9 protein-coding genes are annotated in these 14,404 nt (G+C 64.0%); 5 read left to right on the forward strand and 4 right to left on the reverse strand.

From position 1 onward, the window contains the following. The first annotated feature begins 645 nt into the window (after window positions 1-645). Window positions 646-1,566, forward strand: coding sequence for a hypothetical protein (locus HBF25_RS17700; protein ID WP_166950776.1), 921 nt, complete (start codon window positions 646-648; stop codon window positions 1,564-1,566). Window positions 1,567-1,695: 129 nt separating this feature from the next. Here the strand turns inward: HBF25_RS17700 and HBF25_RS17705 are convergent, their stop codons facing one another. Both HBF25_RS17705 and HBF25_RS17710 read right to left on the reverse strand, forming a co-directional pair. Further along, window positions 1,696-2,697, reverse strand: a complete 1,002-nt coding sequence (locus HBF25_RS17705) for a hypothetical protein (RefSeq protein WP_166950778.1) — start codon at window positions 2,695-2,697, stop codon at window positions 1,696-1,698. A 155-nt stretch (window positions 2,698-2,852) separates the two neighbouring features. Then, window positions 2,853-4,751, reverse strand: coding sequence for an LTA synthase family protein (locus tag HBF25_RS17710; protein WP_166950780.1), 1,899 nt, complete (start codon window positions 4,749-4,751; stop codon window positions 2,853-2,855). A 176-nt stretch (window positions 4,752-4,927) separates the two neighbouring features. On the opposite strand from HBF25_RS17710, the gene glnE reads away from it, so the two are divergent. From glnE to HBF25_RS17730, 4 genes are all read left to right on the forward strand, one after another. Continuing rightward, a complete protein-coding gene (glnE, locus tag HBF25_RS17715; RefSeq protein ID WP_166950782.1) occupies window positions 4,928-7,816 on the forward strand; it encodes a bifunctional [glutamate--ammonia ligase]-adenylyl-L-tyrosine phosphorylase/[glutamate--ammonia-ligase] adenylyltransferase in 2,889 nt (962 codons plus the stop codon). A 49-nt stretch (window positions 7,817-7,865) separates the two neighbouring features. Continuing rightward, entirely contained in the window at window positions 7,866-8,798 is a 933-nt protein-coding gene (locus HBF25_RS17720; RefSeq protein WP_166950784.1) for a nucleoside hydrolase, read from the forward strand. Window positions 8,799-9,129: 331 nt separating this feature from the next. Beyond that, window positions 9,130-9,375 (forward strand): type B 50S ribosomal protein L31, encoded by a 246-nt coding sequence (locus HBF25_RS17725; RefSeq protein ID WP_166950791.1) that lies wholly within the window; start codon window positions 9,130-9,132, stop codon window positions 9,373-9,375. Between the two features lie 263 nt (window positions 9,376-9,638). Beyond that, complete coding sequence (locus tag HBF25_RS17730) at window positions 9,639-10,934, forward strand: citrate synthase (RefSeq protein WP_166950800.1); 1,296 nt, start codon at window positions 9,639-9,641, stop codon at window positions 10,932-10,934. A 140-nt stretch (window positions 10,935-11,074) separates the two neighbouring features. On the opposite strand, the gene HBF25_RS17735 is transcribed toward HBF25_RS17730, so the two are convergent. Together HBF25_RS17735 and HBF25_RS17740 are read right to left on the reverse strand one after the other, a co-directional pair. Further along, entirely contained in the window at window positions 11,075-11,728 is a 654-nt protein-coding gene (locus HBF25_RS17735; RefSeq protein ID WP_166950802.1) for a hypothetical protein, read from the reverse strand. A 56-nt stretch (window positions 11,729-11,784) separates the two neighbouring features. Further along, window positions 11,785-14,361 carry a penicillin-binding protein 1A gene (locus HBF25_RS17740; protein ID WP_166950804.1) on the reverse strand — a complete coding sequence of 859 codons (2,577 nt, stop codon included), beginning with the start codon at window positions 14,359-14,361 and terminating at the stop codon, window positions 11,785-11,787. Between the last annotated feature and the right edge of the window lie 43 nt (window positions 14,362-14,404).

Consider the following 14,404-nt stretch of genomic DNA (forward strand, 5'->3'; position numbering starts at 1 on the left):
GGCCCTTGTCGCTCCGGCCTGCGGTGTCCCTCGGGAAAGGAGGAGCCGCTGCGCGGCTCAGTGTCTTATGGCTTACGCCCCTTCGGGCACGGTGAGCGGGCGGGGTTTTTCGACTCGGCTCCTGCCTCGGCGAAAAAGGCCGGCCTTCCTGGCCGGCCCCGCTTCGCGGCCTGATCCACCCGCTCCCCTCACCTCCATCAAGTCGCGCCAAGGGCCGCCCCCGCCGCCTCTACCGATTTCACGGTGATCGTGTGGAAAAACCTTTGGGGTTACCGCTTCCTTGTAGGAGCGCGCCTACGCGCGACCGGTTGTCGCGAATACCTTCATCGTTTCGATTCAAACGGTCGCGTGCAGGCACGCTCCTACAATGCAGCGGTGCTACCGGAGGGGGGGGCGATCGCATCGGCGATGGGTTCTGCAACGGCACCAGCACGTGGATCACGCCGGCGCGAGGCCTCCTTCTGAATTGCAGGCTATCTGGGGCCCTATAGCGGCGAGCTTGCGATTTACCTTATCAGTCGCTTCAGGGAATCGCGCAGCACATCATCGAGAATACGGGGTTCTACAGTCCATGGCTGGACGTGAGTCATATGTGTCATACCATGGCTTGTCGCCAGAATCATGCGATCTACGAAGGGAGTATGGATGATGAAAGGATATTCATTTCGCAGCGTGGTGTGTGTCATCGGCCTGGTGGTGATCAGTGGATACGGCGCTGCTGTCACAGCGCATCAGGCGCACATTTCCGATGTACCCCAGACGATTCCTGATGGCTACGACGTTGCCAGGGAGCTGAATGCGCGGTTCAACGACTACCACACGGTAAGATGTGATGGTGACAAGCCAGCGTATTTCTGTAGTGGTATCGTGATTCGCGGCATAAGCTACGAAGATTGCTGCTTCTGGAATAATCGTGAGCGCGACGACGGTTACGTGGGTGTGTCGTTCAGTTATTTGCGGCGCGACATGGGTGTACGCGCGCTGGCGCGAGATCAGGGCTTCATTTTCAGGCCAGCAGACACCTGGGGGAAGGGAAATATCCTCCCCCTGAGTATGCTCTGTTCGTTCGCATTCGATGCATTCACGGGCCCGCAAAGAGGCAGCACCGGATGTGGTGCGCACGTGTCTTATCCTGTTGATGGCGTGCCATGTGCCGAGCAGGGCATCGATACAGTGGGTGCATTTGCCCAGCACTATGCATCCATAAAGAGCCCGCAAGGTCGCTTCCAGCACCAGTGCTCTTTCGGTGTGGATTGGCGATCATTCCACCTGAGTCTTCTTGCAAGGCAATCGGGATATCTCGAACCGTCCAGGTACAACAAGTACAGCGAGCAGGTGATTGGCCGCTGGCCAAACGATATGCCTGACAGGCTGCCTTTCGAGGCGCTGTTCTATATCCCGGATGGATTGAATCCTAAGGATTCACTGGCCCATGTGCGCCAGATGCAGCGTAACTACCATACCGCTACAGGCGTGGTTCTGCCCATTGTGCGCTTTCATGCAAATCCGGATATGCCGGTCTTTACCTATCATCCGATCGATCAGACGGCATCGCGCTCGCATTGATGGTGGAGATGATGGCCTTGCGTCGATGGCATCGTGCCATTCAGAAGCTATTGATGTGGTGACATCGACATAGCGATCGTCATTTGAAGGTTCGCGAAAAGGGCCTCCGCATAGGAGGCCCTCGATGATTCAATAGAAAATGGTGGCTGATGTAGCAGTCGTGCTCAATCCGTAATTGCACTGCGGGTTGATGCCCGAGGTATCGCTGCCCTGCCACGGTGGGCTGGTCACGCGAGTGTTGTTGCGGTCGTACACCTGGATGTTGCTGAAGGTGATCGGTCCGCTCGGGTACTGGTTACACGTCGCTACGTTGTACACCTCAAGCACGCCACCGAAGACCCAGGTAAGGTCGGCGTACGGATTGGTGGTCAGCGTGCTGGTCTTGCCCGTCGTGGTATTGCGCGAATCGATCTTCCACGTCGAGCAGGCCTGGCCGGCGGCGCATGTGGAGTAGGTATCACCGACCACCACATCGCCTGCCTTCGCAGCGATAGGGTCGCTATGGAAGGTGGTGCCGTTCACGCAGCAGTTCCAGCTGGCGAGTGTCCAGAGCTGGTCGTTGTAACCGTTCCATCCCAGTACGGGCTGGAGGATCGACTGCACGTTGGGCAGCTGTTCCAGGCCCGGGAAGAAGTAGATCACCTGGTTGCTCTTGCTGGCGGGTGCCGTCGGCACGGTCCATGTTGCCACGATGCGGCCGATGGGTTTGCTGCTGGTGTAATTGGCGGCTTGCACCCAACCACTCTGTACGGGTGGCGGCGTGCGCTGGAGCGAGCGGCGGCCGTCTGCTTCGATGCGCTGGCCGTCCAGCGTGAAGTTGGCCTTGCCGCAGGTGGCGGCCTTTTCAGATACGCCTGATGCGCGACGGATGAGGCCGTTCGCCTGCAACTCATCGCCCTGATGGATGGTGGCCACGCAGTCGGGCGAGAAGTAACCGTTGGGCGTGACCACGTAGTCGTCGGGTACGCCGGCCGGCTTGGCGGATGCGGGGAGGCTGGCGACGCTGGTGAGCGTGAGTGAGGGTGCCGTTGCCTGGGTGTCGGCGGCATAGGCCGCGAGGGAGAAGGAGAGTATGGCCGCCACGATGCCTGCGCACGCCACGACCCTGCCGAGTGAAGCGAACCTCTTCATGCGTTGGACTCCTTACCTTGAGTGGGAAGAGCGTCCCTTGCGTGTACGCCGGACCCGGCGTGCACGCACCCCTGTTCCTCCACGCGAACGGGCGTGGAGGCTAGAGGCTAGCGATGAGATGAGGGCCGAACTGTGACGTGCGTGGCGTTCGCGTCTTATTGATGCGCGCCTGCGGCGGCTTCTTCTTCGGTCTTGCCTGTTTGTCGCGCGACGGTAGTCATATCCGGCAAGGCGTATTGAGCGACCAGCGGATCGAGCTTGCGCTTCATGCGCAGCAGGGCGACGTTGCCCATCGATGTGTCGTTGTCCTTCAGGGAAGGATCTTCGGCGGGCACCGGTGCATCGGGTGCGTGTGTAAGCGATGCCAGCTGTGGCCCGATCACCTGCGTCAGTGCAAAGTAAGGGTCATCATGAATGCCTGCGCGTTCCAGCAGACGGCCTGGCAGCATCCAGGCGGCGAGGTCGCCATTCTGTGGTGCGGGGCCATCGCCATGGGCATCGATGAGGATGTACGGCACCGTTTGCGCAAGCATGTTGGCGCCGCTGGTGAAGCCAGCCTTGGCGTAGGTTTCCGTGAGAGCGGGCAGGTGATCGCCGTAGAACAGCAGCAGCGTGGGGCGCTCGCGTTTCTTCAACAGGTCGGCGAGGCGGCCCAGTTCCGCGTCGGCGTGACGCATGTGATAGATGTAGTTGCGCAGCTGAAGCTTGGCATCGTCGCTGATGCCGTCGGGCACGGGAATCGCGTCACGCTCTTCGGTGTCGATGTTCGGCGACTTGTCGTACGGGCCATGGGCTTCCATGCTGATGGCGAAGACGAAGCGGGGAGGGCCGCTATCTTTCAGCTGGCTCATGATTTCGTCAGTCATGGCGCTGTCGGCCATGTATTCGCCGTCACGAGGGAAGTTCTTCGGGAAATCCGGCTGCGAGACGAAACGGTCGAAACCCAGCGACTTGAAGGCGGCTGTGCGATTCCAGAACCCGGCATCGTTGCCGTGCACGGCAATGGTCTCGTATCCGTGCGAGCGCAGCGTGCGCACCATGCCGGGCATCACGCCCGAGTGCATCTGAAGATACGGGAACTGCATGCTGGGGAAGTAGCGCAGCGAAAGGCCGGTCAGCACTTCGAACTCGGTGCGGATGGTGCCGCCGCCGAAGGTGGGAACGTGCAGCTGGCCGGAGCTGGCGTGCTGGGCCAGCCGATGCAGGTTGGGCGCGAAGGTGTCGCCTTCGAGGCCGCGAATGACGGAAGGATCGAAGAACGATTCGCTCTGCACGATGACGATGTCGGGCGTTTGCCGGCGGTTTTCGGCAGCGGCCGCCATGTGCTCGCGCAGCGGTGCATCGTTGCTGGCGATGAAGCGGGCGGCTTCGTCTGGATCGGTCTTCTGCTTCTTGCCCTTGCCGGCGTCCTGCAGGCGGAACTGCATGAGGGTGGTGACGACGCCGTTGTACGTGGCGTTGGCGGCGGCTGACCAGGGCTGCATGCCCAGGCGGCCCTTGTTGTAGACCTTGGCCCAGCCGGGCATGCCGATCATCAGCGTGCCCAGGAGCGCCAGCAGGGTCACGCCGGCCACGAGGCGGCGCCCGCGGGTGCGGCGCGCAAACAACGGCGGCTCGTAGCGCGCAACGAGGGCAATCAGGGCGATGGTGCCGGCGATGGCAAGATAGGGCATCGGGTTGCTGGGCAGGTAGCCGCCCAGCAGGTGCAGGCCGCCGTTCTTCAGCTGGCCGACCATGCGGAAGTCGGCTGGCAGCAGGGGCGAGCCGAGGTTTTTCATCTTGATGGCGCTGACGGCCAGTACGGCGCCCTGGAGCATGAAGGCCACGCCGAAGGACAACCATGCGCGGCGCGTGAGCACCAGCAGCAGGGAAGCCAGCATGAGGCCGGGAATGGCATTGACCAGCAGATGGCCCGGGCGTGAGGACCACTGCTCGCTGGCGACCCCCGGATTGCCGTCGAGGAAGCCCGTGTAGAGCACGAACGCCACGGCGAGCAGCACCGGAAGGGCCACACGGGAGGCAAGGTTTCGCCAATGTGTTGATTGGAAAGCCATATCACCCTCTTGTCACGCCCCTGTCAGCAAGGGGGTAGGGACTGTAACGCAATGGACATGAACCGGTTGTCAGGCAAGTTCCTGAAGTTCTGTAAGGGTTTTTCGCATGAGATGACGAAGCCCTTGGCGTACGGGGCCTGCAGCGAGGCCACGCGCTGCTGCACAATGACCGTCCCATGAATACCGCCATCCCTACCTCGCGCGAGAGCCCGGAGCTTCGCGCCCTCATCGACCAGCGTTACGCCGACGTGATGGCGGCGTGCCGCGTGGCCCGGATTCCCCTTTATGACGACGCGGGGGTGGCTGAGCGCATACGTCGCACACTGCTTGCCTCGGATTTCGCCTTCGAGGTGTTCCGAAGGCAGCCGGAGCTGCTTGCGCCGGCTGGCCTTGAGCGCCTGCGTGCCGGTTCGGATGCCGGTGCGCGTGGTGCGTCGCTGGATCTCCCCGTCGACGAAACCGCCTGCATGGCGGTGCTGCGTCGTTTCCGTCATGCAGAGGCGGTGCGCCTGGTGTTTCGTGACGTGAACGGCCTGGACGACATCGACGAAACGCTGTCGTCCACGAGCACGCTCTACGAAGCCCTGCTCGCTTCGGCGCTGCGCTGGTCGGAAGCAGCGATGCATGCGCGCTACGGGCGACCACGCGACGCAGAAGGCATCGAGCAGCGCATGGTCGTGGTCGGCTTCGGCAAGCTCGGTGGCAACGAACTGAATTTCTCTTCGGACATCGATCTCGTACTGGCGTATGCGTCCGGTGGCGAAACGGACGGCGCGCGTCCGCTCGACAACGGTGAATATTTCATCCGCGAAGCACGCCAGCTGGTACGCCTGCTGGCCGAGCCTACGGTCGATGGCATCTGCGCGCGCGTTGACCTGCGCCTGCGGCCCTTCGGCAATGCCGGGCGCCTTGCGTTGCCGTTCTCGGCCATGGAGCAGTACTACCAGCGCGAAGGACGCGACTGGGAGCGCTACGCATGGATCAAGGCGCGGCCGGTGGCAGGGGATCGCACGGCGGGGCGCGAATTACAGGACATGCTTCGCCCTTTCGTCTACCGCCGCTATCTCGATTACACGGCATTCGCCGGTTTGCGCGAGATGAAATCGCTGATCGATGCCGAAGTGGCCCGCAAGGACCTTGCGGGAAATCTCAAACTGGGGCCGGGTGGCATCCGCGAGATCGAGTTCGTGGTGCAGCTCACGCAGATGATTCGCGGCGGACGCGATCCCGCCTTGCGTGTGCGCGGCCTGTTGCCTGCGCTGAAGGCTTGTGAATCGCGCGGGTACATTCCTGCCGCTCGCGCGAAACTCCTGCGCGAGGCTTACGTTTTCCTGCGACGCCTGGAAAATCGCGTGCAGATGCTGCGCGACGCGCAGACGCATGACATCCCGGACGACGACCTGACCCGCGAGCGCCTGGCGCTAGGTCTCGATTACGCCTCGTGGCACGATCTCGAACGTGAACTCACGAAGCATCGTGAAGCCGTGTCCTCGGAGTTTGCCGCCGTGCTGGTGCCTGAGGCGGGCGGCACCGCCACGGTGCCTGCCGCTGACCGGGATATCTGGACGAAGGCACGGGATGCATCGTTGAACGCCGCCACCATGGAAGCCTCGGGTTTCGTGCCGGGCAACCCGGTGGCGGAAGAACTCACCAAGCTACCGAATGCGGCATCCGTGCGATCCATGTCCGCGCGATCTTCCGAACGGCTGGAGCGACTGATGCCGCAGCTGATCGGCGCCGCGCGTGCCAGCGTGTCGCCATCGCCCAGCCTGCTTCGCCTCATCCGCCTGGTGCAGGCGGTGGCACGACGCTCGTCGTATCTTGCGTTGCTCGATGAGCAGCCCAATGCCCGGCGTCGTGTGGCCGGCGTATTTGCGGATAGTGCGTTTCTCGCCGAGCGCGTGATTGCGCAGCCGCTGTTGCTGGATGACGTGCTCGATCCGCGTATCGACCAGCTTCCGTTGAAGCGCGCCGACATCTCGGCGGAAATCGCCCGCACGCTGGGTGCACTCGACGAGCGCGACGCGGAGCGCGAGCTTGAGCGCATCAACGAATTCCGTTCCAGCATCGCGTTTCGCCTGGGCCTGGCCTTCAACGATGCGCGAGCTGATGCCACGGCGACCGCACGTCGTCTCGCAGGCCTTGCCGAGGCCGTGGTGGGCGCCGTGCTGGCGCTGGCGATGCGCGAGCTGATCGCCCAGCACGGGCGCCTGCCGGGCGAAGGCAGTGGGTTCGCCGTGCTTGGGTATGGCAGCCTGGGTGGCGAAGAGCTCGGTTTCGCGTCGGATCTCGACCTGGTCTTCGTATATGACGGCAAGCGTGCCAACCTGATGAGCGACGGCCCGCGCCAGGTCGATGGCACGCGCTGGTACCAGCGACTGGCCCAGCGTGTGATGCACTGGCTCGGAGCCCAGACGCATGCCGGCAAGTTGTACGAGGTCGATACGCGGCTGCGTCCCGACGGCTCCAAGGGCCTGCTCGTGGCGAGCGTGGATGCCTTCGAAGCCTATCAGCGCGATCGCGCCTGGACGTGGGAGCACCAGGCCTTGCAGCGCGCGCGCCATGTCGCGGGCGACGAGCGTCTGGGTGGAACCCTGGCGCATATCCGCCGCGACATCCTTGCCGTGCCGCGCGATGGCGACCGGGTGCGCAGCGAGGTGAGCGCCATGCGCACGCGCTGGCGTGCCGAGCGCGACCGCTCCACGGAGGCGCTGGTGGATGTAAAGCAGGGAAGGGGGGCGCTTATCGATATCGAGTTCATGCTGCAGGGCATGGTGCTGGCCCATGCGGCTACGCACCCGACGATCCTCGACACCACGGCCAGCAGCGTGCTGGTCGATGTTCTTCGGGATGTGGGCCTGCTCACCGTGGCACAGGCCGACGTCCTGCATGTGGCGCATGCCGACCTGTTGCAGATGGGACTGGCCTGTACGCTGGACCTTCGTTCGCGCGTGGTGGCGCGGACACCGGAGTTGGATGCCTTGTGCCAGGGCGTGAGTCGTGTCGCCGTCGAACTGGGTTTCGATTTCGAAAGCAGCGGCGACGCGGCCCGGAAGGCTGTCTGAACGGCGCGGGCGGCGGTATGCTGTCTGGCCGTACAGAGAACCTTGCGCGATGAACCGACTGCCGCTGCTGATCGACACCGACCCGGGCGTGGACGATGCCCTGGCCATCCTCATGGCCCATGCGCATACGGATGTGACCGCCCTTACCGTTGCGGCAGGCAATGTCGGCCTCGGTCATACCGTCCGCAACGCCCGCACGCTGGTCGACCTGATCGGTGCGACCACGCCGGTGTTCGCGGGTTGCCCGTCGCCCCTGGTGCGTGCGCCGGAAGAAGACGCGGCCTTCGTACATGGTGAGGATGGTTTCGGCGATGTCGGCTTTCCCGAGCCCGCTCACAAGGCGCAGGCCGAGCACGCCGCGCTGGCCCTTATCCGCCTCACGCAGGAGCGGCCGAACGAGCTGACTCTCGTCGCTCTCGGCCCCCTCACCAACCTCGCCCTGGCCGTCCGCCTCGACCCGACCCTGCCGGCACGCGTAAAGCGCCTGGTGATCATGGGTGGTGCCGTCACGGGCCACGGCAACACGGGCAAGATTCCCGCCGAGTTCAACATCGGTTTCGATCCGGAGGCCGCGCACGTGGTCTTCGAGGCTTTCCCGATGTTCGACCTGGTCGACTGGGAAGCCACCGTCCGCCATGCCTTCCCCGATGCCACCTACGACGGCTGGCTGGCCGGTGGCGACAAGCGCGCCGAATTCTTCGGGAAGATCTTCGCCACGGCGCAGCGCTTCAATGCCGAGCACGAACGCACCGGCTTCATCGCGGCCGACGCTCTGGCCATGGCTGTGGCCCTCGATCCGGAGATCATCACCCGTGCCGAGACGCGCCACGTGGCCATCGAGCTGGACGGCCGCCTGACCCGCGGCGCCACCGTGGTCGACTGGCAGAACCGCCTGGGCGGCACGCCGAATGCGCGGGTGGTTCTCGAGGTGAACCAGGACAAGTTCGAGGCGATGATCGCCCGGGCGCTCGGCGTGGCCTGACGGTTTTCGGGTGGTCACGGGGAATCCCTGTCGTGCCTGCATCCCCGGTCGCGCGCAAGGCGCGCTCCTACAGAGTCACCCCAGTCCTGTAGGAGCGCGCCTCGCGCGCGACCGGTATCCGGGCGCAAGGGCAGGGCCAAGACCATCAGCGTCCTGTAGGAGCGCGCCTTGCGCGCGACCGGTACCCTCGGGCCCTTCCGATTCTCAGTGCCAAGGCTTCTGGCCCGGAGAAAGGCGACTCAGACCGCCGCCCCCTGGTCGCTCCTTGACCAGCCGTAGTCCGCTCGCTACAATGCCGCTCTTTTCACCCCGCTATTCTCGAGTCAAGACTATGAAAGAGAACATCCATCCGAATTACAAGCCGGTGGTCTTCCAGGACCTCTCGTCTGACTTCGCCTTTCTTACCCGTTCGACGATGTCCAGCAAGGAAACCGTCAAGTGGGAAGACGGCAACGAGTACCCGGTGATCAAGCTCGATATCACCAGCCACTCGCACCCGTTCTACACCGGTAAGCAGAAGACGCTCGACGTCGGCGGCCGCGTCGACAAGTTCCGTCAGCGCTACGGCAAGAAGTAATACAGCGACATCCGCGCGCCGCCTGCGGGGTGGCGTTTCGCGAGGATCGCGGACACGGGGCAGGCCAACCGCCTGCCCCGTGTCTTTTTGCGTTTGCGATTCGACGTTCATCTAACGGACGTTTGAATCGGCACTGTGCGATAATGGGGAACTTCGGTCGCAAGCGCGGCCGGTACGACACCTCACCCCCGGTGTCGTTTTCCCAACTATCGACGCTGCCCGGTTCCCCCTGGGCGGTGGAGCAAAGAAAAGAGGAGCTCGCCGTGTCCGACGCCAAAACCGTCAAATTGGTCGATGAATCCAACAAGCCCGTGAGCGAACTGCCGGTCATCGGCGGCACGCTCGGCGCCGAGTGCGTCGATATCGGCACCCTGTACAAGGACACCGGCTACTTCACCTACGATCCGGGTTACGGCAGCACCGCCAGCACCAAGAGCGCCATCACCTACATCGACGGCGACAAGGGCGTGCTGCTTTACCGCGGCTACCCCATCGAGCAGCTGGCCGAGAAGTCCACCTTCCTCGAAACCTCCTACCTGCTGCTCAACGGCGAACTGCCGAGCAAGCCGCAGTTCGAGAAGTTCTCGAACGACATCACGCATCACTCGATGATGCACGAGAACCTGAAGGACTTCCTGAAGGGCTTCCACCACAACGCACATCCGATGGCCATGCTGGCCGCGTCGGTGGCGTCGCTTTCGGCGTTCTACCACGACGATCTGAACGTCGAGAACCCGGAAGACCGCAAGCTGGCCGCCATCCGCCTCATCGCGAAGATGCCGACCATCGCTTCGGCCATCTATCGCCACTCCATCGGTTGGCCGAACCGCTACCCGCGCAACAACCTCGAGTACGTCACCCGCTTCCTGCACACCATGTTCGAAGTGCCGAGCGAGTCGTACCACGTGAATCCGGTCGTCGCCAAGGCGCTCGACCTGCTGTTCATCCTGCACGCCGACCACGAGCAGAACGCCTCGACGTCCACGGTGCGCCTGGTGGGTTCCACCGGTGCGAACCCGTACGCGTCGGTTGCCGCCGGCATCACCGCGCTCTGGGGCCCGGCGCACGGTGGCGCGAACGAAGCCGTGCTGCTTCAGCTTGAAGAAATCGGCACGGCCGACAAGGTCGAGAACGCGGTCAAGCGCGCCAAGGACAAGAACGATTCGTTCCGTCTCATGGGCTTCGGCCACCGCGTCTACAAGAACTTCGACCCGCGCGCCAAGATCATTCGCGAGGCGTGCCACAACGTGCTCAACGAGCTGGGCGTGAACGATCCGCTCCTCGAAGTAGCCATGAAGCTGGAAGAAGCCGCCCTGAAGGACGAATACTTTGTCGAGCGCAAGCTCTACCCGAACGTCGACTTCTACTCGGGCATCATCTACAAGGCCCTGGGCATCCCCACCGAGATGTTCACCGTGATGTTCGCCATCGCGCGCACCTCCGGCTGGATCTCGCACTGGATCGAGCAGCACGAAACCCCGGGATCGCGCATCGGTCGTCCGCGCCAGATCTACACCGGTGCAGATGTTCGCGATTACGTGTCCAGCGACAAGCGTTGATGAAAAAGCCCCGCGAAAGCGGGGCTTTTTTTATGGCTGTCGGTGCAGCCGTGCGTATGTGCATCACCGGTCGCGCGCAAGGCGCGCTCCTACAGGGTTATCGTTGCCTTGTAGGAGCGCGCCTTGCGCGCGACCGTGGTCTACATCGAACCAAACGCAGCCATATCCTCCTCCGCCAGCAACTGCTGCAACATCGCTACGCTGGCCCGGCGCATCGGTCGTTCGTCCACGCGATCAAGCGGAGCCTGCCGGATCGCATCCGCAGGTAGCACGGTGATGTCGAAGGGAATCCCGTCGGCGCCGAACAGCAACACGGTGTGCTCGCTCTGCTCGTGATCCGACCAGCGCAGCCGGCGGGTCTGGGTTTCCAGGGGGATGCCCTGCTCGCGAAGGAAGATTCCCGGGGCCTCGGGGTCGTCACTGAAGACATGCAGGCAGACGGCGGAATGCTCGTCGGCCGTACCCTCCAGCACGGCGCCGACCAGGCGGGCGTCGAAGCCCCGCAGGAATCGCATCGCCTCCATGGCGGCCTCACGCCTTGCTCGCAAGGCCTGGGGCTGGCTGTCGGCCTGGAAGATACGCTGGTGTTCGCGTAGCGCCTGCTCGATCTCGTTGTTGCGGGGCAGGGCTTGTGTGTCGGCGATGCCTAGCCGCTCGGCGGCTTTCAGCTTCGCATGGTGGAAGTCACGGATGCCATGCTCGCTCATCAGACGGGCCGCCTCCTGGGCGACCAGGACGCGATTGCGCTGCGTCCTGTCCTGGGCATGGATCCTGTGGTGCTCGCCTCGTGCCATGACTCACCCCCATGTGGTGTGTTCGTGTGTCCGGAGTGCGGGCTCGTGCTCCGCACTCAGAAGATGTCGTAGGCGTGGTCTTGCTGTTCCTCCTGCTGCTTCTGCTGTGCCTGTTCACGTAGACGGTCGACATCCTCGACCTTCATGATTTCATTCATGCCACCGGGAGATGGCAGGCCTGAGCCCGGATCGATCTGTACGGTGGCGATGCCCGGCGGCATGGCCAGGGTGTGCGAGGGCTTGTCCTTCAGGACGTCGCCCATGTAGTCCATCCAGATCGGCAGGGCGGCCTTTGCGCCGAATTCGCCGCGACCCAGCGAGCTGAAGTCGTCGAAGCCCACCCACACGGCGGTGGAGTAGTCGCCATTGAAGCCGACGAACCATGCATCGCGGTGATCGTTGGTGGAACCGGTCTTGCCGGCCAGGTCGTCGCGGCCGAGCGCCTTGGCCGCGGAGCCCGTGCCGCGCTTGATGACGTCCAGCATCAGCGAGGTGATGAGGTAATCGTTGCGGACGTCGATCACGTGAGGTGCCAGCTTCGGTGCCTGTGAAGCATTGTCGTGCGAGTCGGCCGGCAGCACGGCGTCGCCCGTGCCGCTTCCACCCGCGCTGCCCGAACTGGCAGGACGCGCCGGGATCAAGGCGGTGCTGGCCTGCGTCGGCGGCCCCGGCGGGGTTGGGGCGAGCAGTCGCTCCTGGCAGTCGGCACAGGCGCGTTCCGGGTTGGCGGTGTACACGGGCTTGCCGTCGCGGTCGTCGATGCGCGAGATGAAGTACGGCGTGACCAGGTAGCCACCGTTGGCAAACACGGCATACCCGCGCGCCATGGCCATGGGCGATACCGAGGCGGTGCCCAGGGCCAGCGACAGGTTCTGCGGCAGCGCATCCGGCGTGAAGCCGAAGCGGGTCATGTAGTCGCGCGCATAGCGCACACTGATGGCGTCGAGCAGGCGCACCGAGACCAGGTTCTTCGACTTCACCAGGGCCTCGCGAAGACGCATGGGGCCGTCGAACTTGTTGTCGTCGTTGGCGGGTGTCCACATGCCGTCAGGGCGCGAGGGGTCCGGGAAGGCCACCGGGGCGTCATTGACGATGGAGGCCGGCGTGAAACCGCGCTCGAACGCCGCCGAGTACAGATACGGCTTGAAGCTGGAGCCCGGCTGGCGGGCGGCCATGACGGCGCGATTGAACTTGGAACGGACGAAGCTGAAACCGCCCACGAGGGCACGGACGGCACCGTCCTCAGGATCGAGCGAAACCAGCGCGGCCTGGGCGGCGGGAATCTGGGTGAGGCGCCACGGCCCCTTCTGGGGTTCCTGGTGGCCGCTCTCGGTACCTGCGGCCGTATCGGTGGCCTTGGCCTCCTCGGAGATGTCGTCCTTTTCGCTACGGATCAGGCGAACGACATCACCACGCTTGAGTACGGCGTCGACCTTGGTCGGCGTGGCGCCGGCGCGGCCTTCGTTGACGTAGGGACGGGCCCAGGCGATGGACTCCAGGGTGATCGTGGCCGTCTCCTTCGCGGACAGGTACACCTTCGCCTCCTTGGGACCGGTCTCCGTGACGATGCCGGGCATCATGCCCGCCACGCTTGTGTAGCCGGCGAGAACGCGATCGTAGTCATCCGGGCCAGCGCCGGCCGCGAGTTCCTCATGCCCCTCGGGGCCGCGGTAGCCGTGACGGCGGTCGTAAGCGGACAGGCGGCCGCGCAGGGCCTCGTTGGCGGCCGTCTGTGTTTCGCTGGAGACGGTGGTATGCACGACATACCCCTCGGTGAGGGCGTCGTTGCCGAGTTTCTCCAGCACCTGCTGGCGGACCATTTCGGCCAGGTAGGGCGCATCCACCTCGATCTGCTGCTCGTGTGGGTAGGCGTCGTTGGGCTCCTTGATGGCCTCGTCGTACTCCGCCTGCGTGATGAAGCGGTTCGAGAGCATCTGTCCAAGCACCCAGTCACGGCGCGCCAGCATGCGCTTGGGGTTGTTGAGCGGATTGACTACCGAAGGCAGCTGGAAAGTCGAGGCCAGGGTGGCGGCCTCGGCCACGGTGAGCTGGTCGAGGGTCTTGCCGTAGTAATACGAGGCGGCAGCGGCCACGCCGTACGAGCGATGACCCAGGAACATCTTGTTGAGGTACAGCTCGAGGATCTGGTCCTTGGAGAGCTCGTTCTCCATGCGCAGCGCGATGAACATCTCGGTGAGCTTGCGCGAGTAGAGCTTCTCGGGGCTCAGGAAGAAATTGCGGGCCACCTGCTGGGTGATCGTGGAGCCGCCCGGCCCCTTGTCGCCACCGGAGAGGATCACGTGAATACCGGCGCGGGCGATGCCGTGCCAGTCGACGCCCGGATGGCTGTAGAAGTCGCCATCCTCGGCCGACAGCACGGCGTTCTTCAGGCGCGCCGGCACATCGGCGATGTGGACGGGGATGCGCCGGGTCTCACCAAATGATGCGATCAGCCGGCCATCCGAGCTGAGCACGCGTAGGGGAACCTGCATGTGGTAATCGCGCAGGACAGCCACGGACGGCAGGCGTGGCGCCAGCAGCCAGTAGGCCACGCCCACGGCTCCCACCACGAAAAGGATGCCGGCCAGGGCGAGGTACAGCGCGTAGCGCAGCAGACGCTTCAGGATTCGCATGGATGGGGACTTCGTCACCGCCGTTTGGGTCGTGGCGGAGTAT

This window comes from Luteibacter anthropi (assembly GCF_011759365.1).
Taxonomy (GTDB): Bacteria; Pseudomonadota; Gammaproteobacteria; order Xanthomonadales; family Rhodanobacteraceae; genus Luteibacter; species Luteibacter anthropi.